The organism is Bacteroides sp. 3_1_23 (assembly GCF_000162555.1).
Classification (GTDB): Bacteria; Bacteroidota; Bacteroidia; order Bacteroidales; family Bacteroidaceae; genus Bacteroides; species Bacteroides ovatus.
Genome location: NZ_GG774949.1, coordinates 31,124 through 54,617, shown reverse-complemented (window position 1 = coordinate 54,617; position 23,494 = coordinate 31,124). Strand labels below are relative to the sequence as shown.

General features: G+C 40.6%; 28 protein-coding genes and 1 pseudogene. All 29 read left to right on the top strand.

All coding sequences use genetic code 11. The features are described 5' to 3' along the window. The first annotated feature begins 4 nt into the window (after nucleotides 1-4). The gene (gene rpoB, locus HMPREF9010_RS23630; RefSeq protein WP_004307544.1) at nucleotides 5-3,817 is read left to right on the top strand and encodes a DNA-directed RNA polymerase subunit beta; all 3,813 of its coding nucleotides are present in this window, start codon (nucleotides 5-7) and stop codon (nucleotides 3,815-3,817) included. A 104-nt stretch (nucleotides 3,818-3,921) separates the two neighbouring features. After that, nucleotides 3,922-8,206, top strand: a pseudogene (rpoC, locus tag HMPREF9010_RS23635) (DNA-directed RNA polymerase subunit beta'). 146 nt (nucleotides 8,207-8,352) lie between these two features. Further along, entirely contained in the window at nucleotides 8,353-8,661 is a 309-nt protein-coding gene (locus HMPREF9010_RS23640; protein WP_008646329.1) for a DUF3467 domain-containing protein, read from the top strand. A 135-nt stretch (nucleotides 8,662-8,796) separates the two neighbouring features. Continuing rightward, the gene (gene rpsL, locus HMPREF9010_RS23645) at nucleotides 8,797-9,207 is read left to right on the top strand and encodes a 30S ribosomal protein S12 (protein WP_002558078.1); all 411 of its coding nucleotides are present in this window, start codon (nucleotides 8,797-8,799) and stop codon (nucleotides 9,205-9,207) included. A 144-nt stretch (nucleotides 9,208-9,351) separates the two neighbouring features. Further along, entirely contained in the window at nucleotides 9,352-9,828 is a 477-nt protein-coding gene (gene rpsG, locus HMPREF9010_RS23650) for a 30S ribosomal protein S7 (protein ID WP_004307540.1), read from the top strand. Nucleotides 9,829-9,873: 45 nt separating this feature from the next. Beyond that, entirely contained in the window at nucleotides 9,874-11,991 is a 2,118-nt protein-coding gene (fusA, locus tag HMPREF9010_RS23655) for an elongation factor G (RefSeq protein WP_008646328.1), read from the top strand. An 81-nt stretch (nucleotides 11,992-12,072) separates the two neighbouring features. After that, nucleotides 12,073-12,378 carry a 30S ribosomal protein S10 gene (rpsJ, locus tag HMPREF9010_RS23660; RefSeq protein ID WP_002558075.1) on the top strand — a complete coding sequence of 102 codons (306 nt, stop codon included), beginning with the start codon at nucleotides 12,073-12,075 and terminating at the stop codon, nucleotides 12,376-12,378. 18 nt (nucleotides 12,379-12,396) lie between these two features. Further along, nucleotides 12,397-13,014: a 50S ribosomal protein L3 gene (gene rplC, locus HMPREF9010_RS23665; RefSeq protein WP_004296349.1), complete on the top strand. Its 618-nt coding sequence runs from the start codon at nucleotides 12,397-12,399 to the stop codon at nucleotides 13,012-13,014. Further along, nucleotides 13,014-13,640 carry a 50S ribosomal protein L4 gene (gene rplD, locus HMPREF9010_RS23670; RefSeq protein ID WP_004296348.1) on the top strand — a complete coding sequence of 209 codons (627 nt, stop codon included), beginning with the start codon at nucleotides 13,014-13,016 and terminating at the stop codon, nucleotides 13,638-13,640. The genes rplC and rplD overlap by 1 nt, the downstream gene beginning before the upstream one ends. A 16-nt stretch (nucleotides 13,641-13,656) precedes the next feature. After that, on the top strand, nucleotides 13,657-13,947 hold the full coding sequence (gene rplW, locus HMPREF9010_RS23675) for a 50S ribosomal protein L23 (protein ID WP_004296347.1): 291 nt from the start codon (nucleotides 13,657-13,659) through the stop codon (nucleotides 13,945-13,947). 5 nt (nucleotides 13,948-13,952) lie between these two features. Continuing rightward, on the top strand, nucleotides 13,953-14,777 hold the full coding sequence (gene rplB, locus HMPREF9010_RS23680) for a 50S ribosomal protein L2 (protein ID WP_004296346.1): 825 nt from the start codon (nucleotides 13,953-13,955) through the stop codon (nucleotides 14,775-14,777). A 20-nt stretch (nucleotides 14,778-14,797) separates the two neighbouring features. Continuing rightward, nucleotides 14,798-15,067 (top strand): 30S ribosomal protein S19, encoded by a 270-nt coding sequence (gene rpsS, locus HMPREF9010_RS23685; protein ID WP_004296345.1) that lies wholly within the window; start codon nucleotides 14,798-14,800, stop codon nucleotides 15,065-15,067. 36 nt (nucleotides 15,068-15,103) lie between these two features. After that, a complete protein-coding gene (rplV, locus tag HMPREF9010_RS23690; RefSeq protein WP_004296344.1) occupies nucleotides 15,104-15,514 on the top strand; it encodes a 50S ribosomal protein L22 in 411 nt (136 codons plus the stop codon). Nucleotides 15,515-15,519: 5 nt separating this feature from the next. Further along, nucleotides 15,520-16,251, top strand: coding sequence for a 30S ribosomal protein S3 (gene rpsC, locus HMPREF9010_RS23695; protein WP_004296343.1), 732 nt, complete (start codon nucleotides 15,520-15,522; stop codon nucleotides 16,249-16,251). A 23-nt stretch (nucleotides 16,252-16,274) separates the two neighbouring features. Next, complete coding sequence (gene rplP / locus HMPREF9010_RS23700) at nucleotides 16,275-16,709, top strand: 50S ribosomal protein L16 (protein ID WP_004291234.1); 435 nt, start codon at nucleotides 16,275-16,277, stop codon at nucleotides 16,707-16,709. A gap of 5 nt (nucleotides 16,710-16,714) precedes the next feature. After that, nucleotides 16,715-16,912, top strand: a complete 198-nt coding sequence (rpmC, locus tag HMPREF9010_RS23705) for a 50S ribosomal protein L29 (protein WP_004296342.1) — start codon at nucleotides 16,715-16,717, stop codon at nucleotides 16,910-16,912. Next, nucleotides 16,909-17,178: a 30S ribosomal protein S17 gene (gene rpsQ, locus HMPREF9010_RS23710; RefSeq protein WP_004296341.1), complete on the top strand. Its 270-nt coding sequence runs from the start codon at nucleotides 16,909-16,911 to the stop codon at nucleotides 17,176-17,178. Before rpmC ends, rpsQ begins: the two co-directional genes overlap by 4 nt. A 2-nt stretch (nucleotides 17,179-17,180) precedes the next feature. Then, entirely contained in the window at nucleotides 17,181-17,546 is a 366-nt protein-coding gene (gene rplN / locus HMPREF9010_RS23715) for a 50S ribosomal protein L14 (RefSeq protein WP_004296340.1), read from the top strand. Between the two features lie 19 nt (nucleotides 17,547-17,565). Beyond that, the gene (gene rplX, locus HMPREF9010_RS23720) at nucleotides 17,566-17,886 is read left to right on the top strand and encodes a 50S ribosomal protein L24 (protein WP_004296339.1); all 321 of its coding nucleotides are present in this window, start codon (nucleotides 17,566-17,568) and stop codon (nucleotides 17,884-17,886) included. After that, nucleotides 17,886-18,443: a 50S ribosomal protein L5 gene (gene rplE, locus HMPREF9010_RS23725; protein ID WP_004296338.1), complete on the top strand. Its 558-nt coding sequence runs from the start codon at nucleotides 17,886-17,888 to the stop codon at nucleotides 18,441-18,443. The genes rplX and rplE overlap by 1 nt, the downstream gene beginning before the upstream one ends. A gap of 5 nt (nucleotides 18,444-18,448) precedes the next feature. Beyond that, nucleotides 18,449-18,748 carry a 30S ribosomal protein S14 gene (gene rpsN / locus HMPREF9010_RS23730; protein WP_004296337.1) on the top strand — a complete coding sequence of 100 codons (300 nt, stop codon included), beginning with the start codon at nucleotides 18,449-18,451 and terminating at the stop codon, nucleotides 18,746-18,748. A gap of 52 nt (nucleotides 18,749-18,800) precedes the next feature. Then, nucleotides 18,801-19,196 (top strand): 30S ribosomal protein S8, encoded by a 396-nt coding sequence (gene rpsH, locus HMPREF9010_RS23735; RefSeq protein WP_004296336.1) that lies wholly within the window; start codon nucleotides 18,801-18,803, stop codon nucleotides 19,194-19,196. A gap of 15 nt (nucleotides 19,197-19,211) precedes the next feature. After that, on the top strand, nucleotides 19,212-19,781 hold the full coding sequence (rplF, locus tag HMPREF9010_RS23740; RefSeq protein WP_004296335.1) for a 50S ribosomal protein L6: 570 nt from the start codon (nucleotides 19,212-19,214) through the stop codon (nucleotides 19,779-19,781). Between the two features lie 21 nt (nucleotides 19,782-19,802). Further along, nucleotides 19,803-20,147: a 50S ribosomal protein L18 gene (gene rplR / locus HMPREF9010_RS23745; RefSeq protein ID WP_004296334.1), complete on the top strand. Its 345-nt coding sequence runs from the start codon at nucleotides 19,803-19,805 to the stop codon at nucleotides 20,145-20,147. Nucleotides 20,148-20,152: 5 nt separating this feature from the next. Then, nucleotides 20,153-20,671 (top strand): 30S ribosomal protein S5, encoded by a 519-nt coding sequence (rpsE, locus tag HMPREF9010_RS23750; RefSeq protein WP_004296333.1) that lies wholly within the window; start codon nucleotides 20,153-20,155, stop codon nucleotides 20,669-20,671. 9 nt (nucleotides 20,672-20,680) lie between these two features. Next, nucleotides 20,681-20,857 (top strand): 50S ribosomal protein L30, encoded by a 177-nt coding sequence (gene rpmD / locus HMPREF9010_RS23755; RefSeq protein WP_004296332.1) that lies wholly within the window; start codon nucleotides 20,681-20,683, stop codon nucleotides 20,855-20,857. Between the two features lie 32 nt (nucleotides 20,858-20,889). Further along, on the top strand, nucleotides 20,890-21,336 hold the full coding sequence (gene rplO, locus HMPREF9010_RS23760; protein ID WP_004296331.1) for a 50S ribosomal protein L15: 447 nt from the start codon (nucleotides 20,890-20,892) through the stop codon (nucleotides 21,334-21,336). Nucleotides 21,337-21,340: 4 nt separating this feature from the next. Next, on the top strand, nucleotides 21,341-22,681 hold the full coding sequence (gene secY / locus HMPREF9010_RS23765; protein ID WP_004296330.1) for a preprotein translocase subunit SecY: 1,341 nt from the start codon (nucleotides 21,341-21,343) through the stop codon (nucleotides 22,679-22,681). Between the two features lie 15 nt (nucleotides 22,682-22,696). After that, entirely contained in the window at nucleotides 22,697-23,494 is a 798-nt protein-coding gene (map, locus tag HMPREF9010_RS23770) for a type I methionyl aminopeptidase (RefSeq protein WP_004296329.1), read from the top strand.

Here is a 23,494-nt window from a genome sequence, read left to right as displayed (position 1 = left end):
ACAGATGTCTTCAAATACTGTAAATCAAAGAGTTAATTTTGCTTCGACTAAGAATCCGCTCGAATACCCGGATTTCCTGGAAGTACAATTGAAGTCATTCCAAGACTTTCTACAATTAGATACCCCACCTGAAAAGCGCAAGAATGAGGGATTGTATAAAGTATTTGCTGAAAACTTCCCTATTGCCGATACAAGAAACAATTTTGTTCTTGAGTTTCTGGACTATTATATTGATCCGCCGCGTTATACCATCGATGATTGTATAGAGCGTGGGCTTACTTATAGTGTTCCCTTAAAAGCGAAACTTAAGCTTTACTGTACGGACCCCGATCATGAGGATTTTGATACAGTGATTCAGGACGTATTCCTCGGCCCGATTCCTTATATGACTGATAAGGCTACTTTCGTCATTAACGGTGCCGAACGCGTAGTTGTGTCACAGCTTCACCGTTCTCCGGGTGTGTTCTTCGGTCAGAGTGTACATGCCAATGGTACGAAACTTTATTCGGCTCGTATTATTCCGTTTAAGGGTTCGTGGATTGAGTTTGCTACTGACATCAATAATGTGATGTACGCATACATCGACCGTAAGAAGAAATTGCCGGTAACGACTTTGTTGCGTGCAATTGGCTTCGAGAATGACAAAGATATTCTTGAGATTTTCAACCTTGCAGAAGATGTGAAGGTGAACAAGACAAATCTGAAGAAAGTGCTAGGTCGTAAATTGGCTGCACGTGTCTTGAAAACATGGATTGAAGATTTCGTTGATGAAGATACCGGTGAAGTGGTTTCTATCGAGCGTAACGAAGTTATTATCGATCGTGAAACCGTACTGGAAGAGGTGCATATTGATGAAATTTTGGAGTCGGGAGTTCAGAACATCCTTTTACATAAAGATGAACCGAACCAGTCCGATTTCTCTATCATATATAATACGTTGCAGAAGGACCCGAGTAACTCGGAAAAAGAAGCTGTGTTGTATATCTACCGTCAGTTGCGTAACGCCGATCCGGCTGATGACGCAAGTGCAAGGGAGGTTATCAACAACTTGTTCTTCTCTGAAAAACGATATGACCTTGGTGATGTAGGTCGTTACAGAATCAATAAAAAGTTGAATCTGACGACTGATATGGACGTGCGTGTCCTCACGAAGGAAGATATCATTGAAATCATCAAATATCTGATTGAGCTGATTAACTCAAAAGCAGATGTGGATGATATTGACCACTTGAGTAACCGTCGTGTACGTACAGTAGGTGAGCAGCTTTCTAATCAGTTTGCTGTTGGTCTGGCTCGTATGTCTCGTACGATTCGCGAACGTATGAACGTTCGTGACAATGAAGTGTTTACTCCGATTGATTTGATTAACGCGAAGACAATCTCTTCTGTAATCAACTCATTCTTCGGAACGAACGCATTGTCGCAGTTCATGGATCAGACAAACCCCTTGGCTGAAATCACGCACAAGCGTCGTATGTCTGCCCTTGGTCCTGGTGGTCTTTCCCGTGAACGTGCCGGATTTGAGGTTCGTGACGTTCACTACACACACTATGGTCGTCTTTGTCCGATTGAGACTCCTGAAGGTCCGAACATCGGTTTGATTTCTTCATTGTGTGTATTTGCTAAGATTAATGATCTGGGATTCATCGAAACTCCGTACCGTAAGGTGGAAAACGGAAAAGTGGATCTTTCTGATAACGGTCTGATTTATCTGACTGCTGAAGAAGAGGAAGAAAAGGTTATTGCACAGGGAAATGCTCCGTTGAATGATGACGGTACATTTGTGCGTAACAAAGTTAAATCTCGTCAGGATGCTGACTTCCCGGTTGTTGAACCGACAGAGGTTGATTTGATGGACGTTTCTCCTCAGCAGATTGCATCAATCGCGGCTTCATTGATTCCGTTCCTGGAACATGATGATGCTAACCGTGCATTGATGGGATCAAACATGATGCGCCAGGCGGTTCCTTTGTTGAGGAGTGAAGCGCCGATCGTAGGTACAGGTATCGAACGTCAGTTGGTAAGAGACTCTCGTACGCAGATTACTGCGGAAGGAGATGGTGTTGTTGACTACGTTGATGCTACTACTATCCGTATTTTGTATGACCGTACAGAAGACGAAGAGTTCGTAAGTTTTGAACCTGCTTTGAAAGAATATAGAATACCTAAGTTCCGTAAGACTAACCAGAACATGACGATTGACTTGCGTCCGATTTGCGACAGAGGCCAGCGTGTGAAGAAAGGTGACATCTTGACTGAAGGTTATTCTACTGAAAAGGGTGAATTGGCATTGGGTAAGAACCTGTTGGTTGCTTACATGCCTTGGAAAGGTTACAACTATGAGGATGCTATCGTATTGAACGAACGTGTGGTACGCGAAGACTTGTTGACTTCGGTTCACGTAGAGGAATATTCTCTGGAAGTTCGTGAAACAAAACGTGGTATGGAAGAGTTGACTTCTGATATCCCGAATGTAAGTGAAGAAGCTACTAAAGACCTGGATGAAAATGGTATCGTAAGAATCGGTGCTCGTATCGAGCCGGGTGATATCATGATTGGTAAGATTACACCGAAGGGTGAATCTGATCCTTCTCCGGAAGAAAAATTGCTTCGTGCCATCTTTGGTGATAAGGCAGGTGATGTGAAAGATGCTTCATTGAAAGCTTCTCCTTCTTTGAAAGGTGTTGTGATCGATAAGAAACTTTTCTCACGTGTGATTAAGAATCGTAGCTCAAAACTGGCCGATAAAGCATTGTTGCCTAAGATCGATGATGAATTTGAATCTAAGGTCGCTGATCTGAAACGTATCCTGGTTAAGAAACTGATGACTTTGACTGAAGGTAAGGTTTCTCAAGGTGTGAAGGATTATCTGGGTGCGGAAGTAATTGCGAAAGGTTCTAAGTTCAGTGCTTCTGATTTTGATTCACTTGACTTTACTTCTATTCAGTTAAGCAACTGGACTAGTGATGACCATATTAATGGTATGATTCGTGATCTGGTGATGAATTTCATTAAGAAATACAAAGAGCTGGATGCTGAATTGAAACGTAAGAAGTTTGCTATTACAATTGGTGATGAACTTCCAGCTGGTATTATCCAGATGGCAAAAGTATATATTGCTAAGAAGCGTAAGATTGGTGTGGGTGATAAGATGGCAGGTCGCCACGGTAACAAGGGTATTGTATCCCGCGTTGTTCGTCAGGAAGATATGCCGTTCTTGTCGGATGGTACTCCGGTTGACATCGTATTGAATCCGTTGGGTGTGCCTTCTCGTATGAACATTGGTCAGATTTTTGAAGCTGTATTAGGACGTGCCGGAAAAACATTGGGTGTGAAATTTGCAACTCCTATTTTCGACGGTGCTACAATGGAAGATCTGGATCAGTGGACAGACAAGGCAGGATTGCCTCGCTACTGTAAAACTTATCTTTGTGATGGTGGTACAGGTGAGCAATTTGACCAGGCAGCTACTGTGGGTGTGACTTACATGTTGAAGTTGGGTCACATGGTTGAAGACAAGATGCATGCTCGTTCTATCGGTCCGTACTCATTGATTACTCAGCAACCTCTTGGTGGTAAAGCACAGTTCGGTGGTCAGCGTTTCGGAGAAATGGAGGTTTGGGCACTCGAAGGTTTTGGTGCTGCTCATATCCTGCAGGAAATCCTTACTATCAAGTCTGATGACGTGGTAGGACGTTCGAAAGCTTATGAAGCAATTGTGAAAGGTGAACCGATGCCGCAACCTGGTATTCCGGAATCCTTGAACGTATTGTTGCACGAGTTGAGAGGATTAGGTTTGAGTATCAACCTAGAATAAAATAATAAAGAATACGTGGTGTCAACAAGCCGATGACGGTCTGTTGACATCCGTGTCTTTTCAATTTCCAATGATTCAATTATCAAATCTCAATTATATAGAGTATGGCTTTTAGAAAAGAAAATAAGACGAAAAGTAATTTCTCGAAGATCTCAATTGGTCTGGCTTCTCCGGAAGAAATCCTTGAGAATTCGAGTGGTGAAGTTTTGAAGCCTGAAACCATTAATTACCGTACGTACAAACCCGAACGTGATGGTTTGTTCTGCGAGCGCATTTTTGGTCCTATCAAGGATTATGAATGTCATTGCGGTAAATACAAGCGTATCCGTTATAAAGGTATCGTCTGCGACCGTTGTGGTGTGGAAGTTACTGAAAAGAAAGTACGCCGTGAACGTATGGGACATATCCAGCTGGTTGTGCCGGTGGCTCACATCTGGTATTTCCGTTCGCTCCCTAATAAAATCGGTTATTTGCTCGGACTGCCGACGAAGAAACTGGATTCGATTATATACTACGAACGTTATGTTGTTATTCAGCCGGGTGTAAAAGCTGAAGACGGTGTAGCTGAATATGATTTGCTTTCGGAAGAAGAATATCTGGATATCCTGGATACGCTTCCAAAAGATAATCAATATCTTGAAGATAATGATCCGAACAAGTTTGTTGCAAAGATGGGTGCTGAAGCTATCTATGATTTGCTGGCTCGTCTGGATCTGGATGCTTTGTCTTACGAATTGCGTCACCGTGCAGGTAACGATGCTTCACAGCAACGTAAGAATGAGGCTTTGAAACGTCTTCAGGTAGTAGAATCGTTCCGTGCATCACGTGGACGCAACAAACCGGAATGGATGATTGTACGTATCGTACCGGTTATCCCACCCGAACTTCGTCCGTTGGTTCCGTTGGATGGTGGTCGTTTTGCTACATCTGACTTGAACGACCTTTATCGTCGTGTGATTATCCGTAATAACCGTCTGAAACGACTGATTGAAATCAAGGCTCCGGAAGTGATTTTGCGTAATGAAAAACGTATGCTTCAGGAATCTGTCGATTCTTTGTTTGATAACTCACGTAAGTCAAGTGCTGTGAAGACAGATGCCAACCGCCCGTTGAAGTCATTGTCTGACAGCTTGAAGGGTAAACAAGGACGTTTCCGTCAGAACTTGCTGGGTAAACGTGTTGACTACTCTGCTCGTTCGGTAATCGTCGTAGGTCCGGAATTGAGAATGGGTGAATGCGGTATTCCTAAATTGATGGCTGCCGAATTGTACAAGCCGTTTATTATTCGTAAGCTCATCGAACGTGGTATCGTTAAGACTGTTAAGTCTGCCAAGAAGATCGTTGACCGCAAGGAACCGGTGATCTGGGATATTCTGGAACATGTAATGAAAGGACATCCGGTACTGTTGAACCGTGCTCCGACATTGCACCGTCTGGGTATTCAGGCTTTCCAGCCTAAGATGATCGAAGGTAAAGCTATTCAGTTGCACCCGTTGGCATGTACGGCATTCAATGCCGACTTTGACGGTGACCAGATGGCTGTTCACTTGCCTTTGAGTAATGAAGCAATTCTGGAAGCACAAATGTTGATGCTTCAATCACATAATATCTTGAATCCGGCAAACGGTGCGCCTATTACTGTGCCTGCACAGGATATGGTTCTTGGTTTGTACTATATTACTAAGTTGCGTGCTGGTGCGAAAGGTGAAGGTCTGACATTCTACGGACCGGAAGAGGCGTTGATCGCTTACAATGAAGGTAAGGTAGATATTCATGCTCCGGTGAAAGTTATCGTGAAAGACGTTGATGAAAATGGTAACATTGTAGACGTAATGCGCGAAACTTCGGTAGGACGTGTGATTGTTAATGAAATCGTTCCGCCTGAAGCTGGTTATATCAATACAATTATCTCTAAGAAATCTCTTCGTGATATTATTAGTGATGTAATTAAGGTATGTGGTGTGGCTAAGGCTGCCGACTTCCTGGACGGAATCAAGAACTTAGGTTATCAGATGGCGTTCAAGGGTGGTTTGTCATTCAACTTGGGTGATATTATCATTCCGAAGGAAAAAGAAACGTTGGTACAGAAAGGTTACGACGAAGTAGAACAAGTCGTAAATAACTATAACATGGGTTTCATTACCAACAACGAACGTTACAACCAGGTGATCGATATCTGGACACATGTAAACTCTGAGTTGTCTAATATCCTGATGAAGACAATTTCTTCGGATGATCAGGGATTCAACTCTGTATATATGATGCTTGACTCTGGTGCTCGTGGTTCTAAAGAACAGATTCGTCAGTTGTCAGGTATGCGTGGTTTGATGGCAAAACCGCAGAAAGCAGGTGCTGAAGGTGGTCAGATCATCGAGAACCCGATTTTGTCAAACTTTAAAGAAGGACTTTCGGTGTTGGAGTACTTTATCTCTACCCACGGTGCTCGTAAAGGTTTGGCGGATACCGCTTTGAAGACTGCCGATGCCGGTTATCTGACCCGTCGTCTGGTGGACGTATCACATGATGTGATTATTACAGAAGAAGACTGCGGTACACTCCGCGGATTGGTTTGTACGGACCTTAAGAATAACGATGAGGTTATTGCTACTCTGTACGAACGTATCTTAGGACGTGTTTCCGTACATGATATTATTCATCCTACTACAGGTGAATTGCTTGTTGCCGGTGGTGAAGAAATCACAGAAGAAGTTGCCAAGAAAATTCAGGAGTCTCCGATCGAGAGTGTTGAAATCCGTTCGGTATTGACTTGTGAAGCTAAGAAGGGTGTTTGTGCTAAATGTTACGGACGTAACCTGGCAACGAGCCGCATGGTTCAGAAGGGTGAAGCTGTCGGTGTAATCGCTGCTCAGTCTATTGGTGAGCCGGGTACACAGTTGACATTGCGTACATTCCACGCCGGTGGTACTGCTGCAAATATTGCAGCTAACGCCAGTATCGTTGCTAAAAATAATGCACGTCTTGAATTTGAAGAGTTGCGTACAGTAGATATCGTTGACGAGATGGGTGAATCTGCAAAAGTGGTAGTAGGTCGTTTGGCCGAAGTACGTTTTGTGGATGTAAATACCGGTATTGTTCTTTCTACTCATAACGTACCTTATGGTTCAACACTGTATGTAAGTGATGGCGACTTGGTAGAAAAAGGCAAACTGATCGCTAAGTGGGACCCGTTCAATGCTGTTATTATTACAGAAGCAACCGGTAAGATCGAATTTGAGGGCGTAATTGAAAACGTTACTTATAAGGTTGAATCGGATGAAGCAACAGGTCTTCGTGAAATTATTATTATTGAATCCAAGGATAAAACCAAAGTTCCTACAGCTCATATTTTGACAGAGGACGGTGATTTGATCCGTACTTATAACTTACCGGTAGGTGGTCACGTAATCATCGAGAATGGTCAGAAGGTAAAAGCTGGTGAAGTAATCGTGAAGATTCCGCGTGCCGTAGGTAAAGCGGGTGATATCACGGGTGGTCTTCCTCGTGTTACTGAATTGTTTGAAGCTCGTAACCCGTCAAATCCGGCTGTCGTTTCTGAAATCGACGGTGAGGTAACAATGGGTAAGATCAAGCGTGGTAACCGTGAGATCATTGTAACTTCCAAGACTGGTGAGGTTAAAAAAATATCTGGTTGCACTGTCTAAGCAGATTCTGGTACAGGAAAATGACTATGTACGTGCAGGTACTCCGTTGTCTGACGGTGCTACTACTCCAGCAGATATCTTGGCAATTAAAGGTCCTACAGCTGTACAAGAATATATCGTGAATGAAGTTCAGGATGTATACCGCTTGCAGGGTGTGAAGATCAATGATAAGCACTTCGAGATTATCGTTCGTCAGATGATGCGTAAGGTTCAGATTGATGAACCGGGAGATACTCGTTTCCTCGAACAGCAAGTCGTAGACAAACTGGAATTCATGGAAGAAAATGATCGTATCTGGGGTAAGAAAGTCGTAGTGGATGCTGGTGATTCTCAAAATATGCAAGCTGGTCAGATTGTAACTGCCCGCAAGTTGCGTGATGAGAACAGTATGTTGAAACGTCGTGACTTGAAACCGGTTGAGGTTCGTGATGCTGTTGCTGCTACCTCTACTCAGATCCTTCAGGGTATTACACGTGCTGCTTTGCAGACTTCAAGCTTTATGTCGGCTGCTTCCTTCCAGGAAACAACGAAAGTCTTGAATGAGGCTGCTATCAACGGTAAGATCGATAAGTTGGAAGGTATGAAGGAAAATGTGATCTGTGGTCACTTGATTCCTGCAGGTACCGGTCAGCGCGAATTTGAAAAACTCATCGTTGGATCAAAAGAAGAGTACGATCGTATCTTGGCTAACAAGAAAACAGTACTTGACTACAATGAAGTAGAATAAATACAATTCAATTGACTATATGAGAAGGAGCGATTGCCAGATTGGGTAATTGCTCCTTTTTTTATTTCTTTTTTACTTGTGTGTATTACCATTAGTCTCAGGAAAAATGTGTTATTTTGCAGGATAACTTTTTAATCATATAAAATATGGAAGAACAAAATAACAATGGACAATTACAGATTGAATTGAGAGAAGAGATAGCGCAGGGAACTTATGCAAATCTAGCTATTATTACTCATTCTAGTTCTGAATTCATCCTTGACTTCGTGCGCATAATGCCGGGCATACCGAAGGCTGGCGTGCAATCTCGCATTATTGTGGCTCCGGAACACGCAAAACGCTTGCTGCGGGCATTGGAAGACAATATAGCAAAGTATGAACGGGTATTCGGCCCGATTCGTACTTCAGATGAACCTTCTCTTCCTCCCTTGGCGGGTGTAAAAGGCGAAGCATGAAGATGATATAAAAACATTAAAAAAGAAAAAAAGTTGTAGCGCATTGAATATTCAAATATTATTCGTATTTTTGCAGCCCAAAATGTATAGTTACGAAATTAATATAACAATAATATAAATCAAAAAACAATTAAAATGCCTACAATTCAGCAATTAGTAAGAAAAGGACGCGAAGTGCTGGTGGAGAAAAGTAAATCTCCAGCCTTGGATTCATGTCCTCAAAGACGTGGCGTTTGCGTGAGAGTATACACTACTACTCCGAAGAAGCCGAACTCTGCAATGCGTAAAGTAGCTCGTGTACGTTTGACTAACCAAAAAGAGGTGAACTCATACATTCCGGGAGAAGGACACAATTTGCAGGAACACTCAATCGTTTTGGTACGTGGTGGTCGTGTAAAAGACCTTCCGGGTGTGCGTTATCACATTGTACGTGGTACACTTGATACAGCAGGTGTTGCTGGTCGTACTCAAAGACGTTCAAAGTATGGTGCTAAGCGTCCGAAACCAGGACAAGCTGCTGCTCCTGCTAAAGGTAAGAAGAAATAAGGATTAAGACCTAATTAAAATTAAAGTAATAACTTACGTTTTAGTTTGTTGGAAATGCTAAAGGTTGAGTAAATTCTCCGGAGGGAGAGTTGAAGAAGTCAAGAAGTAGACAACCAAGAACAAAAAACATTATTTTTCAAACAAATGAGAAAAGCAAAACCAAAAAAACGCGTAATCCTTCCGGATCCCGTGTTTAATGACCAAAAGGTTTCTAAGTTCGTGAACCACTTGATGTATGATGGAAAGAAAAATACATCTTATGAAATCTTTTATGCCGCTCTGGAAACAGTGAAAGCTAAACTTCCTAACGAAGAAAAATCTGCTCTCGAAATCTGGAAAAAGGCTTTGGATAATGTAACTCCGCAAGTGGAAGTAAAGTCTCGCCGTGTAGGTGGTGCTACTTTCCAAGTTCCTACTGAAATCCGTCCGGATCGTAAAGAATCAATTTCAATGAAGAATCTGATTCTGTTTGCTCGTAAAAGAGGTGGTAAATCAATGGCTGACAAGTTGGCTGCTGAAATTATGGATGCCTTCAATGAACAAGGCGGTGCATACAAACGTAAAGAAGACATGCATAGAATGGCAGAAGCTAACCGTGCATTTGCTCATTTTAGATTCTAATACTGTAAGAAACCAAATATAAACTTAAAGTAAAGGAATTAGAAGATGGCTAAACATGATTTACATTTAACTCGTAATATCGGTATCATGGCTCACATCGATGCCGGAAAAACAACTACTTCTGAACGTATCCTGTTCTACACTGGATTGACTCACAAAATTGGTGAAGTTCATGACGGTGCTGCTACTATGGACTGGATGGAACAGGAGCAAGAACGTGGTATCACTATTACATCTGCTGCTACAACAACAAGATGGAAATATGCTGGTGATACTTATAAAATTAACTTGATTGACACTCCGGGGCACGTTGATTTTACTGCAGAGGTAGAACGTTCATTGCGTATCCTTGATGGAGCTGTGGCTGCTTATTGTGCTGTTGGTGGTGTTGAGCCTCAATCAGAAACTGTATGGCGTCAAGCTGATAAATATAACGTTCCTCGTATTGCTTATGTTAATAAGATGGACCGTTCTGGTGCAGACTTCTTTGAAGTAGTTCGCCAGATGAAGGATGTGCTTGGAGCTAATCCGTGTCCGATTGTTGTTCCTATTGGTGCTGAAGAATCTTTTAAAGGTCTTGTTGATCTTATCAAAATGAAAGCTATTTATTGGCACGATGAAACAATGGGTGCTGACTACAGTGTTGAGGAAATTCCGGCAGAACTTGTCGATGAAGCTAACGAGTGGAGAGACAAGATGCTTGAAAAAGTAGCTGAATTTGATGATGCTTTGATGGAGAAATATTTCGATGATCCTTCTACTATTACTGAAGAAGAAGTGTTGAGAGCTCTTCGCAATGCAACAGTTCAGATGGCCGTAGTCCCCATGCTTTGTGGGTCTTCTTTCAAGAACAAAGGTGTTCAGACATTGCTTGACTATGTTTGTGCTTTTTTGCCTTCTCCGCTTGATACAGAGAATGTAATAGGTACAAATCCTAATACTGGAGCTGAAGAAGATCGTAAACCAAGTGATGATGAAAAAACATCAGCTTTAGCATTTAAGATCGCAACTGACCCATATGTAGGTCGTTTGACTTTCTTCCGTGTTTATTCAGGTAAAATTGAAGCAGGTTCTTATATCTACAACTCTCGCTCTGGTAAGAAAGAACGCGTTTCTCGTCTGTTCCAGATGCACTCTAACAAACAGAATCCGGTTGAAGTAATCGGTGCTGGTGATATCGGCGCAGGTGTAGGTTTTAAGGATATTCACACTGGTGATACTTTGTGTGATGAAAACGCTCCGATCGTACTTGAATCTATGGACTTCCCGGAACCAGTTATCGGTATCGCTGTAGAACCTAAGACGCAGAAGGATATGGATAAGCTGTCTAACGGTTTGGCTAAATTGGCTGAAGAAGATCCGACGTTTACTGTGAAGACAGACGAACAGACAGGTCAGACGGTTATTTCTGGTATGGGTGAGCTTCACTTGGATATCATTATTGATCGTTTGAAACGTGAGTTCAAGGTAGAATGTAACCAGGGTAAGCCGCAGGTTAACTACAAAGAAGCTATCACGAAGACAGTTAATTTGCGTGAAGTATATAAGAAGCAATCTGGTGGGCGTGGTAAGTTTGCTGATATCATCGTGAATATTGGTCCGGCTGATGCAGATTTCACTTTGGGTGGTTTGCAGTTTGTTGACGAAGTGAAAGGTGGTAACATTCCTAAGGAATTTATTCCTGCTGTTCAGAAAGGCTTTACGAATGCTATGAAGAGTGGTGTTTTGGCAGGTTATCCGCTGGATTCATTGAAAGTTACTTTGGTTGATGGTTCATTCCATCCGGTTGACTCTGATCAGTTGTCATTCGAAATCTGTGCAATGCAGGCTTATAAAAATGCATGTGCTAAGGCAGGTCCTGTTTTGATGGAACCTATCATGAAGCTGGAAGTTGTAACTCCGGAAGAGAATATGGGTGATGTTATCGGTGACTTGAACAAACGTCGTGGACAGGTTGAAGGTATGGAATCTAGTCGTTCTGGTGCCCGTATCGTGAAAGCGATGGTTCCGCTGGCAGAAATGTTTGGTTATGTAACAGCTTTACGTACTATCACTTCTGGTCGTGCAACTTCATCAATGACTTACTCTCATCACGCTCAGGTTTCTTCTTCTATTGCCAAGGCTGTATTGGAAGAAGTAAAAGGACGTGCTGATTTACTCTAAAATATCTAAAGCAGCAGGCTAGCGAATGACTCTTAGCCTGCCGCTTTATCTTATTATAAATGTATTAATTAAAAAAAAATAATGAGTCAGAAAATTAGAATTAAATTGAAATCTTACGACCACAACTTGGTTGACAAGTCAGCTGAGAAAATTGTAAGAACTGTAAAAGCTACAGGTGCTATTGTTAGCGGTCCGATACCTCTGCCTACGCACAAGCGTATCTTTACTGTGAACCGTTCGACTTTCGTAAACAAAAAGTCTCGTGAGCAATTTGAACTCTCTTCTTATAAGAGATTGATCGACATCTATAGCTCAACAGCTAAGACAGTAGATGCTCTGATGAAGTTGGAATTGCCAAGTGGTGTGGAAGTAGAAATTAAAGTTTGATAATTAAAAATTAGTGAAATGCCAGGATTATTAGGAAAAAAAATCGGAATGACATCCGTTTTCAGTGCCGATGGTAAAAATGTACCATGCACTGTTATCGAAGCAGGTCCTTGTGTTGTTACTCAAGTTAAAACTGTAGAAAAAGATGGCTATGCAGCTGTTCAGTTGGGTTTTCAGGACAAAAAGGAAAAACATACAACTAAACCGTTGATGGGACATTTTAAAAGAGCAGGAGTAACACCGAAGAGACACTTGGCTGAGTTCAAAGAATTTGGAACAGATTTGAATCTGGGTGATACTATTACCGTAGAGATGTTTAACGATGCTAACTTTGTTGACGTTGTTGGAACTTCTAAAGGTAAAGGTTTCCAGGGTGTAGTAAAAAGACATGGTTTTGGTGGTGTGGGTCAGGCTACTCACGGACAGCACAACCGCGCTCGTAAACCGGGTTCTATTGGTGCTTGTTCTTACCCTGCAAAAGTATTCAAGGGAATGCGCATGGGTGGACAACTTGGTGGTGACAGAGTCACTGTACAAAACTTGCAGGTATTAAAAGTAATCGCGGATCATAACCTTCTTTTGATTAAAGGTTCTATCCCGGGTTGCAAAGGTTCAATCGTATTAATTGAGAAATAATGGAAGTTAACGTATATAACATTAAAGGTGAAGACACTGGGAGAAAGGTTACGTTAAACGAATCTATCTTCGGAATTGAGCCCAACGACCACGCTATCTATTTGGACGTAAAACAATTTATGGCTAATCAGCGTCAGGGTACTCATAAGTCAAAAGAAAGAAGTGAAATCAGTGGTTCAACTCGTAAGATCGGTCGCCAGAAAGGTGGTGGCGGAGCTCGTCGTGGTGATATGAACTCACCGGTTCTTGTAGGTGGTGCCCGCGTTTTCGGTCCGAAACCAAGAGACTACTTCTTCAAGTTGAATAAAAAAGTTAAGACATTGGCTCGTAAGTCAGCTTTGTCTTATAAAGCTCAAAACGATGCAATCGTTGTCGTTGAGGATTTCACATTTGAAGCTCCTAAGACAAAAGATTTCGTTGCAATGACAAAAAATCTTAAAGTTTCCGATAAAAAGCTACTTGTAATTTTACCGGAAGCAAATAAAAACGTATATTTGTCAGCTCGTAACATTGAGGGTGCTAATGTGCAGACTATCTCGGGATTAAATACTTACAGAGTATTGAATGCTGGGGTTGTTGTGCTTACTGAAAACTCTCTGAAGGCTATTGACAATATCTTAATTTAAAAAGGAGGCTTAAATAATGGGAATTATTATTAAACCGTTGGTAACAGAGAAAATGACTGCAATCACAGATAAGCTGAATCGTTTCGGCTTTGTTGTACGTCCTGAAGCTAACAAACTGGAAATTAAGAAGGAAATTGAAGCTCTTTATAATGTTACAGTAGTTGATGTGAATACTGTGAAGTATGCTGGCAAAAATAAGAGCCGTTATACCAAAGCAGGTATCATCAATGGTCGTACGAATGCTTTCAAAAAAGCAATCGTGACATTGAAAGAAGGAGATACTATTGATTTTTATAGCAATATTTAATAAAAATGGCAGTACGTAAATTTAAGCCCACAACACCGGGGCAAAGACATAAAATTATTGGTACTTTCGAAGAAATTACTGCATCAGTACCAGAAAAGTCTCTTGTATATGGTAAGAAATCATCTGGAGGTCGTAACAGCGAAGGTAAGATGACTATGCGCTACATTGGTGGCGGTCATAGAAAGGTGATTAGAATTGTTGATTTCAAGAGAAATAAGGACGGTGTTCCAGCAGTAGTTAAAACAATTGAATACGATCCGAATCGTTCGGCTCGTATCGCTCTGTTATTTTACGCTGATGGAGAAAAAAGATATATTATTGCTCCCAATGGATTGCAAGTTGGTGCGACTCTGATGTCAGGTGAAACAGCAGCGCCAGAGATTGGTAATGCTCTTCCTCTTCAAAACATTCCGGTGGGTACTGTGATTCACAATATCGAATTACGTCCGGGACAGGGTGCTGCTCTGGTTCGTTCAGCTGGTAACTTTGCACAGTTGACTTCTCGTGAGGGTAAGTATTGTGTAATTAAGTTGCCTTCAGGTGAAGTTAGACAGATTCTTAGCACTTGTAAAGCTACTATCGGTAGTGTAGGTAACTCTGATCATGGATTGGAAAGTTCAGGTAAAGCTGGACGTTCTCGTTGGCAAGGACGTCGTCCTCGTAACCGTGGTGTTGTAATGAACCCGGTTGATCACCCGATGGGTGGTGGTGAAGGACGTGCTTCTGGAGGTCACCCAAGATCACGTAAGGGATTGTACGCTAAGGGACTTAAGACTAGAGCTCCTAAGAAACAGTCGTCTAAGTACATTATTGAGAGAAGAAAAAAGTAATCTGATTAATTGAGTAAACTATGAGTCGTTCATTAAAAAAAGGTCCATATATTAACGTTAAGCTTGAAAAGAGAATTCTTGCCATGAATGAATCAGGTAAGAAAGTCGTAGTAAAGACTTGGGCCAGAGCTTCAATGATTTCGCCTGATTTTGTAGGCCATACAGTTGCAGTTCACAATGGAAATAAATTTATTCCTGTTTATGTTACCGAGAATATGGTAGGACACAAGTTGGGCGAATTTGCTCCAACTCGTACATTCAGAGGACACGCTGGTAACAAGAAAAGATAACAGGATTTATTTGAAATAATAAAGTAATAAATAATAATGGGAGCAAGAAAAAAAATATCGGCTGAAAAGAGAAAAGAAGCCCTTAAGACCATGTATTTTGCAAAATTGCAAAATGTTCCTACTTCTCCGCGTAAGATGCGTCTGGTTGCAGACATGATCCGTGGTATGGAAGTGAACAGAGCACTTGGTGTTTTGAAATTTTCTTCAAAAGAAGCTGCTGCAAGAGTGGAAAAATTGCTTCGCTCTGCAATTGCTAACTGGGAACAGAAAAACGAACGTAAAGCGGAAAGTGGCGAGTTGTTCGTAACACAGATTTTTGTTGATGGTGGAGCTACACTCAAAAGAATGAGACCGGCACCACAGGGTAGAGGTTATAGAATTCGCAAACGTTCAAATCACGTAACATTGTTCGTTGGTGCTAAAAGTAATAACGAAGATCAAAATTAAGGTAGATGGGACAAAAAGTTAATCCAATAAGCAACCGTTTAGGAATTATCAGAGGATGGGATTCTAACTGGTATGGTGGAAATGATTACGGTGATTCTTTGCTGGAAGATAGCAAAATCCGTAAATATCTTAATGCAAGACTTGCAAAAGCAAGTGTATCAAGAATCGTAATTGAACGTACGCTGAAGCTCGTTACTATTACTGTTTGCACTGCTCGCCCGGGTATTATTATCGGTAAAGGTGGCCAAGAAGTTGATAAGTTAAAAGAGGAGTTGAAGAAGGTTACCGACAAAGATATTCAAATCAATATCTTTGAAGTGAAGAGACCGGAACTGGATGCTGTGATTGTTGCTAACAACATCGCTCGTCAGGTTGAAGGTAAAATTGCCTATCGCCGTGCCATCAAAATGGCTATCGCAAACACAATGCGTATGGGTGCTGAAGGTATCAAAATTCAGATTTCAGGACGTTTGAATGGAGCTGAAATGGCCCGTTCTGAAATGTATAAAGAAGGAAGAACTCCGTTGCACACTTTCAGAGCTGATATCGACTACTGTCATGCAGAAGCATTGACTAAAGTAGGTCTTTTAGGTATCAAAGTTTGGATTTGTAGAGGTGAAGTGTTTGGTAAGAAAGAATTGGCTCCGAACTTTACACAAAGCAAAGAAAGTGGTCGTGGAAACAATAGTGGAAACAACGGCGGAAAGAACTTCAAAAGAAAGAAAAATAATCGCTAAACGAATTTGAATTTTAGGAAACTATGTTACAACCGAAAAAGACAAAATTCAGAAGACAACAAAAAGGCCGTCAGAAAGGTAATGCCCAGAGAGGCAACCAGCTGGCCTTTGGTTCTTTTGGCATAAAGGCTTTGGAGACTAAGTGGATTACAGGCCGTCAGATCGAAGCTGCTCGTATTGCAGTAACAAGATATATGCAACGTCAAGGACAGATCTGGATCCGTATATTCCCGGATAAACCGATCACTAGAAAACCTGCCGATGTACGTATGGGTAAAGGTAAAGGTGCTCCAGAGGGATTTGTAGCTCCTGTGACTCCAGGTAGAATCATTATTGAAGCTGAAGGAGTATCTTACGAAATCGCGAAAGAAGCATTGCGCTTAGCTGCTCAAAAGCTTCCTATTACAACGAAGTTTGTCGTAAGACGTGATTATGATATTCAAAATCAAAATGCGTAAGTGTTATGAAAATTGCAGAAATAAAAGAAATGACTACTAATGATTTAGTAGAAAGAGTAGAGGCGGAAACAGCTAATTATAACCAAATGGTTATTAATCATTCTATTTCTCCTTTGGAAAATCCTGCTCAAATCAAACAATTACGCAGGACTATTGCGCGTATGAAAACAGAATTGCGCGAAAGAGAACTTAACAATAAATGATCAGCTTGATGGAAGCAAGAAATTTAAGAAAAGAAAGAACAGGGGTTGTGTTGAGCAATAAGATGGATAAGACCATCACAGTTGCTGCCAAATTTAAGGAAAAACACCCTATATATGGTAAGTTCGTTAGTAAAACGAAGAAGTACCATGCTCACGATGAAAAGAATGAATGCAATATCGGTGATACTGTAAGCATCATGGAAACTCGTCCTTTGAGCAAGACTAAAAGATGGAGATTAGTAGAAATAATTGAAAGAGCTAAGTAATTATGATACAAGTAGAATCCAGACTTACAGTATGTGATAACAGTGGAGCGAAAGAGGCGTTGTGTATCCGCGTTTTGGGTGGTACAGGTCGTCGTTATGCTTCAGTGGGGGATGTCATTGTAGTTTCAGTGAAGAGTGTTATCCCTTCTAGTGATGTTAAAAAAGGTGCAGTATCAAAGGCTTTGATTGTACGTACAAAGAAAGAAATCCGTCGTCCTGATGGTTCTTATATACGTTTTGATGATAATGCTTGCGTGTTGTTGAATAATGCAGGTGAAATTAGAGGTAGTCGTATTTTCGGTCCTGTAGCAAGAGAACTTCGTGCTACAAACATGAAAGTTGTGTCACTTGCGCCTGAGGTACTTTAATTTGTAAAAGATTTAAGTAATGAGTAAATTACATATTAAAAAAGGCGATACAGTTTACGTAAATGCTGGCGAAGATAAGGGCAAAACTGGTCGTGTATTGAAGGTTCTTGTTAAAGAAGGACGTGCATTTGTAGAAGGTATCAATATGGTATCTAAAAGCACAAAACCGAATGCTAAGAATCCGCAAGGTGGTATCGTGAAGCAGGAAGCTTCTATCCACATTTCAAACTTGAACCCGGTTGATCCAAAAACTGGTAAAGCAACGCGTATTGGGAGAAAAAAGAGTTCGGAAGGAACTTTAGTGCGTTATTCTAAAAAATCAGGAGAGGAGATTAAGTAATGAGTAATACTGCTAGTCTTAAGAAAGAATATGCAGAGCGTATAGCACCTGCATTGAAATCACAGTTCCAGTATTCTTCTACAATGCAGGTACCCGTACTTAAGAAGATTGTTATCAATCAAGGGTTAGGTATGGCTGTTGCTGATAAGAAGATTATCGAAGTTGCAATCAATGAAATGACAGCTATCACAGGTCAGAAAGCTGTAGCTACCATTTCTCGTAAAGATATCGCAAACTTTAAGTTGCGTAAAAAAATGCCGATTGGTGTTATGGTAACTTTACGTCGTGAAAGAATGTACGAATTCCTTGAAAAATTGGTTCGTGTAGCTCTTCCTCGTATTCGTGACTTCAAAGGTATCGAAAGTAAGTTTGATGGTAAAGGTAACTATACCCTTGGTATTCAGGAACAAATCATTTTCCCTGAAATAAATATCGATAGTATTACAAGAATTCTCGGAATGAATATTACCTTTGTAACCTCTGCGGAAACAGATGAAGAAGGTTATGCTTTGCTGAAGGAATTCGGTTTACCTTTTAAAAACGCTAAAAAAGACTAATAGATATGGCAAAGGAATCAATGAAAGCACGTGAAGTAAAACGTGCTAAATTAGTAGCCAAATACGCCGAAAGAAGAGCTGCTTTGAAGCAAATCGTAAGAACAGGTGATCCTGCTGATGCTTTTGAAGCTGCACAGAAGTTGCAAGAGTTGCCAAAGAATTCTAATCCGATTCGGATGCACAACCGTTGCAAACTGACTGGACGTCCTAAAGGTTATATTCGTCAATTCGGAATTTCGAGAATTCAATTCCGTGAGATGGCATCTAACGGACTGATCCCAGGCGTAAAAAAAGCAAGCTGGTAATTATTGTTTAAATATTGTCAGGGTAGTCCTGATTAATTTAATTTATTTTTATATGACTGATCCAATAGCAGATTATTTAACGAGGTTGCGGAACGCGATTGGTGCAAAGCACAGAGTTGTTGAAGTTCCCGCTTCGAACTTGAAAAAAGAAATCACTAAGATTCTTTTTGAAAAAGGCTACATTCTTAATTATAAGTTTGTAGAAGATGGTCCTCAAGGAACTATTAAGGTTGCCTTGAAGTATGATTCTGTTAACAAAGTTAACGCAATCAAAAAGTTAGAAAGAATATCTTCTCCGGGTATGCGTAAGTATACTGGTTACAAAGATATGCCGCGTGTTATTAATGGGTTGGGTATTGCTATAATATCTACTTCCAAAGGTGTAATGACTAACAAAGAGGCTGCAGAACTGAAGATCGGTGGTGAAGTCTTGTGTTATGTATATTAATTAGGAGGAATTAGAATGTCAAGAATAGGAAAATTACCCATTAGTATCCCTGCTGGAGTGACAGTCACTCTGAAGGATAATGTGGTTACCGTAAAGGGACCCAAAGGCGAAATGAGCCAATATGTGAATCCTGCTATCAATGTTGCCATTGAAGACGGACACGTAACTTTAACAGAAAACGATAAAGAAATGCTTGATAACCCAAAGCAAAAACATGCTTTCCACGGTTTGTATCGTTCTTTGGTTCACAACATGGTTGTGGGCGTATCTGAAGGATACAAGAAGGAACTGGAACTTGTTGGTGTAGGTTATCGTGCTTCTAACCAAGGTAACATCATTGAGCTTGCTTTAGGTTATACACACAATATTTTCATTCAATTACCTGCTGAGGTAAAAGTTGAAACTAAGTCTGAAAGAAATAAGAATCCTCTTATTATATTGGAATCGTGTGACAAACAATTGCTTGGTCAAGTTTGCTCTAAAATACGTTCTTTCCGTAAGCCTGAACCATACAAGGGTAAAGGTATTAAGTTTGTTGGCGAAGTAATTCGTAGAAAGTCTGGTAAATCAGCCGGCGCTAAGTAATTCATATAAAATTAGATTATTATGACAACAAAAATAGAAAGACGAGTTAAGATCAAATATAGAGTACGCAACAAAATTTCAGGTACTACTGAATGTCCGCGTATGAGTGTATTTAGAAGTAACAAGCAAATTTATGTCCAGATTATCGATGATCTTTCTGGTAAGACACTGGCTGCCGCTTCTTCTTTAGGTTTGACTGATAAAGTTGCTAAAAAAGAACAAGCTGCTAAAGTGGGTGAAATGATTGCTAAAAAGGCTCAGGAAGCAGGTATAACTACTGTTGTTTTCGACCGTAATGGTTACTTGTATCATGGGAGAGTAAAAGAAGTAGCTGATGCTGCTCGTAACGGTGGACTTAAATTTTAATCATTATGGCAGGAGTTAATAATAGAGTTAAGATTACTAACGATATAGAACTGAAAGATAGATTAGTTGCTATTAATCGTGTTACTAAAGTTACCAAAGGTGGTAGAACTTTTAGTTTCTCTGCAATCGTTGTTGTAGGTAACGAAGAAGGTATCATTGGTTGGGGACTTGGTAAAGCAGGTGAAGTAACAGCTGCTATCGCTAAAGGTGTTGAATCAGCTAAAAAGAACCTGGTGAAAGTGCCTATTTTGAAAGGTACTGTTCCTCATGAACAATCAGCTAGATTTGGTGGTGCTGAAGTATTCATCAAACCTGCATCTCACGGAACTGGTGTTGTAGCTGGTGGTGCTATGCGTGCTGTATTGGAGAGTGTTGGTGTTACTGACGTTTTGGCTAAATCTAAAGGTTCTTCAAATCCGCACAACCTTGTTAAAGCTACAATCGAAGCTTTAAGTGAAATGCGTGATGCAAGAATGGTTGCTCAGAACAGAGGTATTAGTGTTGAAAAAGTATTTAGAGGATAAGGAGGAGATATGTCAACTATAAAGATTAAACAAGTTAAAAGTAGAATTGGTGCTCCAGCTGATCAGAAAAGAACTCTCGATGCACTGGGACTTCGTAAATTGAACCGTGTGGTTGAACACGAAAGCACTCCTTCAATTCTTGGGATGGTAGATAAAGTAAAACACTTGGTTGCCATTGTTAAGTAATTATTTGTTGAATAATAAAACGAAATTACAATATGAACTTAAGTAATTTAAAACCTGCAGAGGGATCTACTAAGACAAGAAAAAGAATTGGACGTGGAACTGGTTCTGGCTTAGGCGGTACTTCTACAAGAGGTCATAAGGGAGCTAAATCAAGATCTGGATACTCTAAGAAGATCGGTTTTGAAGGTGGTCAGATGCCTCTTCAACGTCGAGTTCCTAAATTTGGTTTCAAGAATATCAATCGTGTAGAATATAAAGCCATCAATCTGGATACTATCCAGAAACTTGCTGAAGCTAAGAGCTTGGCAAAAATTGGTGTAAACGACTTTATCGAAGCAGGATTTATATCTTCAAATCAGTTGGTAAAAGTATTGGGTAACGGAACTCTGACTAACAAGCTGGAAGTAGAAGCTCATGCATTCTCTAAGACTGCAACTGCTGCTATTGAAGCTGCTGGTGGAACTGTAGTAAAACTCTGATTCAATGAGAAAAGCTATTGAAACATTAAAGAATATATGGAAGATTGAGGATCTGAGACAGCGGATCCTCATCACCATATTGTTTGTGGCAATTTACCGTTTCGGATCATATGTCGTATTACCAGGTATCAATCCGGCAATGCTGGCAAAATTGCACGAACAAACAAGTGAAGGCCTTTTAGCCTTGTTAAATATGTTCTCTGGAGGAGCATTTTCTAATGCCTCTATTTTTGCATTAGGAATCATGCCTTATATCTCTGCATCTATCGTAATCCAGTTGTTGGGAATCGCTGTGCCGTATTTCCAGAAGCTGCAACGCGAAGGTGAGAGCGGCAGAAGAAAAATGAATCAATATACTCGTTATTTGACGATTGCTATATTGTTAGTTCAGGCCCCTTCTTATTTGCTCAATCTTAAAATGCAGGCTGGCCCTTCCTTAAATGCTTCATTAGATTGGACTCTGTTTATGGTTACCTCTACCATTATTTTGGCAGCAGGTAGTATGTTTATTTTGTGGCTTGGTGAAAGAATTACTGATAAAGGTATTGGTAACGGTATTTCATTTATCATCTTGATTGGTATTATCGCTCGTTTCCCTGATGCTTTGTTGCAAGAAGTTGTATCCAGAGTAGCAAATAAGAGTGGTGGTTTGATCATGTTTATAATTGAAATCGTATTCTTGTTATTAGTGATTGGTGCTGCTATTCTTTTGGTACAAGGTACAAGAAAGATTCCTGTACAGTATGCAAAAAGAATTGTTGGTAACAAGCAATATGGTGGTGCTAGACAATACATTCCTTTGAAAGTGAATGCTGCTGGTGTTATGCCTATCATTTTTGCTCAGGCAATCATGTTTATTCCAATTACGTTTATCGGTTTTTCAAATGTAAATGATGCGGGCGGTTTCTTGCATGCGTTTACAGATCATACAAGTTTCTGGTATAATTTTGTTTTTGCGGTAATGATTATATTATTTACATATTTCTATACTGCAATTACAATTAATCCGACTCAGATGGCTGAGGATATGAAGAGAAATAATGGTTTCATCCCTGGTATTAAACCGGGAAAGAAAACAGCAGAGTATATTGATGATATAATGTCTCGTATTACTTTGCCGGGTTCTTTCTTCTTGGCTTTAGTTGCTATTATGCCTGCTTTTGCCGGTATATTCGGAGTGCAAGCAGGATTTGCTCAATTCTTCGGCGGTACATCTTTGTTAATTCTTGTAGGTGTTGTTCTTGATACACTGCAACAGGTTGAAAGTCATTTGTTGATGAGACACTATGATGGTCTGTTGAAGTCTGGTCGTATTAAAGGACGCGCTGGTGTAGCGGCATATTAATTCTTTAGATTAGAAATGATATTTCTTAAAACAGAAGATGAAATAGAATTGCTCCGTCAGAGTAACCTGCTTGTTGGTAAAACTCTTGCAGAGGTTGCCAAACTGGTGAAGCCTGGTGTAACTACACGTGAGTTGGATAAGGTTGCTGAAGAGTTCATTAGAGATCATGGGGCAACTCCAACTTTCAAAGGATTTCCGAATCAATATGGAGAACCATTTCCCGCATCTCTTTGTACTTCTGTTAATGAGCAGGTTGTACATGGAATCCCAGGGGATATTGTACTGAAAGATGGCGATATCGTATCAGTGGATTGCGGAACTTACATGAATGGTTTTTGTGGTGATTCTGCTTATACTTTTTGTGTAGGAGAGGTGGACGAAGAAATTCGTAACTTGTTGAAGGTAACTAAAGAAGCGTTATATATTGGCATTCAGAACGCAGTGCAAGGCAAAAGAATCGGAGACATCGGGTATGCTATTCAGCAATATTGTGAGTCTCACTCTTATGGTGTAGTGCGTGAGTTTGTTGGTCATGGCATTGGTAAAGAGATGCACGAAGATCCTCAAGTGCCTAATTATGGTAAAAGAGGATATGGACCTTTGATGAAAAGAGGCCTTTGCATAGCGATAGAGCCGATGATAACATTGGGAGATCGACAAGTGATTATGGAACGTGATGGATGGACTGTGAGGACCAGAGATCGTAAATGTGCTGCACATTTTGAACATACGATAGCTGTTGGAGCTGGTGAAGCTGATATTTTGTCTTCATTCAAATTCATAGAAGAAGTTTTAGGAGATAAAGCAATATAA

What these genes read in the sequence shown, in the direction of transcription:
- rpoB (WP_004307544.1), top strand. Translation starts at nt 5, where the DNA reads ATGTCTTCAAATACTGTAAATCAAAGAGTTAATTTTGCTTCGACTAAG.
- HMPREF9010_RS23640 (WP_008646329.1), top strand. Translation starts at nt 8,353, where the DNA reads ATGGAAGAACAAAATAACAATGGACAATTACAGATTGAATTGAGAGAA.
- rpsL (WP_002558078.1), top strand. Translation starts at nt 8,797, where the DNA reads ATGCCTACAATTCAGCAATTAGTAAGAAAAGGACGCGAAGTGCTGGTG.
- rpsG (WP_004307540.1), top strand. Translation starts at nt 9,352, where the DNA reads ATGAGAAAAGCAAAACCAAAAAAACGCGTAATCCTTCCGGATCCCGTG.
- fusA (WP_008646328.1), top strand. Translation starts at nt 9,874, where the DNA reads ATGGCTAAACATGATTTACATTTAACTCGTAATATCGGTATCATGGCT.
- rpsJ (WP_002558075.1), top strand. Translation starts at nt 12,073, where the DNA reads ATGAGTCAGAAAATTAGAATTAAATTGAAATCTTACGACCACAACTTG.
- rplC (WP_004296349.1), top strand. Translation starts at nt 12,397, where the DNA reads ATGCCAGGATTATTAGGAAAAAAAATCGGAATGACATCCGTTTTCAGT.
- rplD (WP_004296348.1), top strand. Translation starts at nt 13,014, where the DNA reads ATGGAAGTTAACGTATATAACATTAAAGGTGAAGACACTGGGAGAAAG.
- rplW (WP_004296347.1), top strand. Translation starts at nt 13,657, where the DNA reads ATGGGAATTATTATTAAACCGTTGGTAACAGAGAAAATGACTGCAATC.
- rplB (WP_004296346.1), top strand. Translation starts at nt 13,953, where the DNA reads ATGGCAGTACGTAAATTTAAGCCCACAACACCGGGGCAAAGACATAAA.
- rpsS (WP_004296345.1), top strand. Translation starts at nt 14,798, where the DNA reads ATGAGTCGTTCATTAAAAAAAGGTCCATATATTAACGTTAAGCTTGAA.
- rplV (WP_004296344.1), top strand. Translation starts at nt 15,104, where the DNA reads ATGGGAGCAAGAAAAAAAATATCGGCTGAAAAGAGAAAAGAAGCCCTT.
- rpsC (WP_004296343.1), top strand. Translation starts at nt 15,520, where the DNA reads ATGGGACAAAAAGTTAATCCAATAAGCAACCGTTTAGGAATTATCAGA.
- rplP (WP_004291234.1), top strand. Translation starts at nt 16,275, where the DNA reads ATGTTACAACCGAAAAAGACAAAATTCAGAAGACAACAAAAAGGCCGT.
- rpmC (WP_004296342.1), top strand. Translation starts at nt 16,715, where the DNA reads ATGAAAATTGCAGAAATAAAAGAAATGACTACTAATGATTTAGTAGAA.
- rpsQ (WP_004296341.1), top strand. Translation starts at nt 16,909, where the DNA reads ATGATCAGCTTGATGGAAGCAAGAAATTTAAGAAAAGAAAGAACAGGG.
- rplN (WP_004296340.1), top strand. Translation starts at nt 17,181, where the DNA reads ATGATACAAGTAGAATCCAGACTTACAGTATGTGATAACAGTGGAGCG.
- rplX (WP_004296339.1), top strand. Translation starts at nt 17,566, where the DNA reads ATGAGTAAATTACATATTAAAAAAGGCGATACAGTTTACGTAAATGCT.
- rplE (WP_004296338.1), top strand. Translation starts at nt 17,886, where the DNA reads ATGAGTAATACTGCTAGTCTTAAGAAAGAATATGCAGAGCGTATAGCA.
- rpsN (WP_004296337.1), top strand. Translation starts at nt 18,449, where the DNA reads ATGGCAAAGGAATCAATGAAAGCACGTGAAGTAAAACGTGCTAAATTA.
- rpsH (WP_004296336.1), top strand. Translation starts at nt 18,801, where the DNA reads ATGACTGATCCAATAGCAGATTATTTAACGAGGTTGCGGAACGCGATT.
- rplF (WP_004296335.1), top strand. Translation starts at nt 19,212, where the DNA reads ATGTCAAGAATAGGAAAATTACCCATTAGTATCCCTGCTGGAGTGACA.
- rplR (WP_004296334.1), top strand. Translation starts at nt 19,803, where the DNA reads ATGACAACAAAAATAGAAAGACGAGTTAAGATCAAATATAGAGTACGC.
- rpsE (WP_004296333.1), top strand. Translation starts at nt 20,153, where the DNA reads ATGGCAGGAGTTAATAATAGAGTTAAGATTACTAACGATATAGAACTG.
- rpmD (WP_004296332.1), top strand. Translation starts at nt 20,681, where the DNA reads ATGTCAACTATAAAGATTAAACAAGTTAAAAGTAGAATTGGTGCTCCA.
- rplO (WP_004296331.1), top strand. Translation starts at nt 20,890, where the DNA reads ATGAACTTAAGTAATTTAAAACCTGCAGAGGGATCTACTAAGACAAGA.
- secY (WP_004296330.1), top strand. Translation starts at nt 21,341, where the DNA reads ATGAGAAAAGCTATTGAAACATTAAAGAATATATGGAAGATTGAGGAT.
- map (WP_004296329.1), top strand. Translation starts at nt 22,697, where the DNA reads ATGATATTTCTTAAAACAGAAGATGAAATAGAATTGCTCCGTCAGAGT.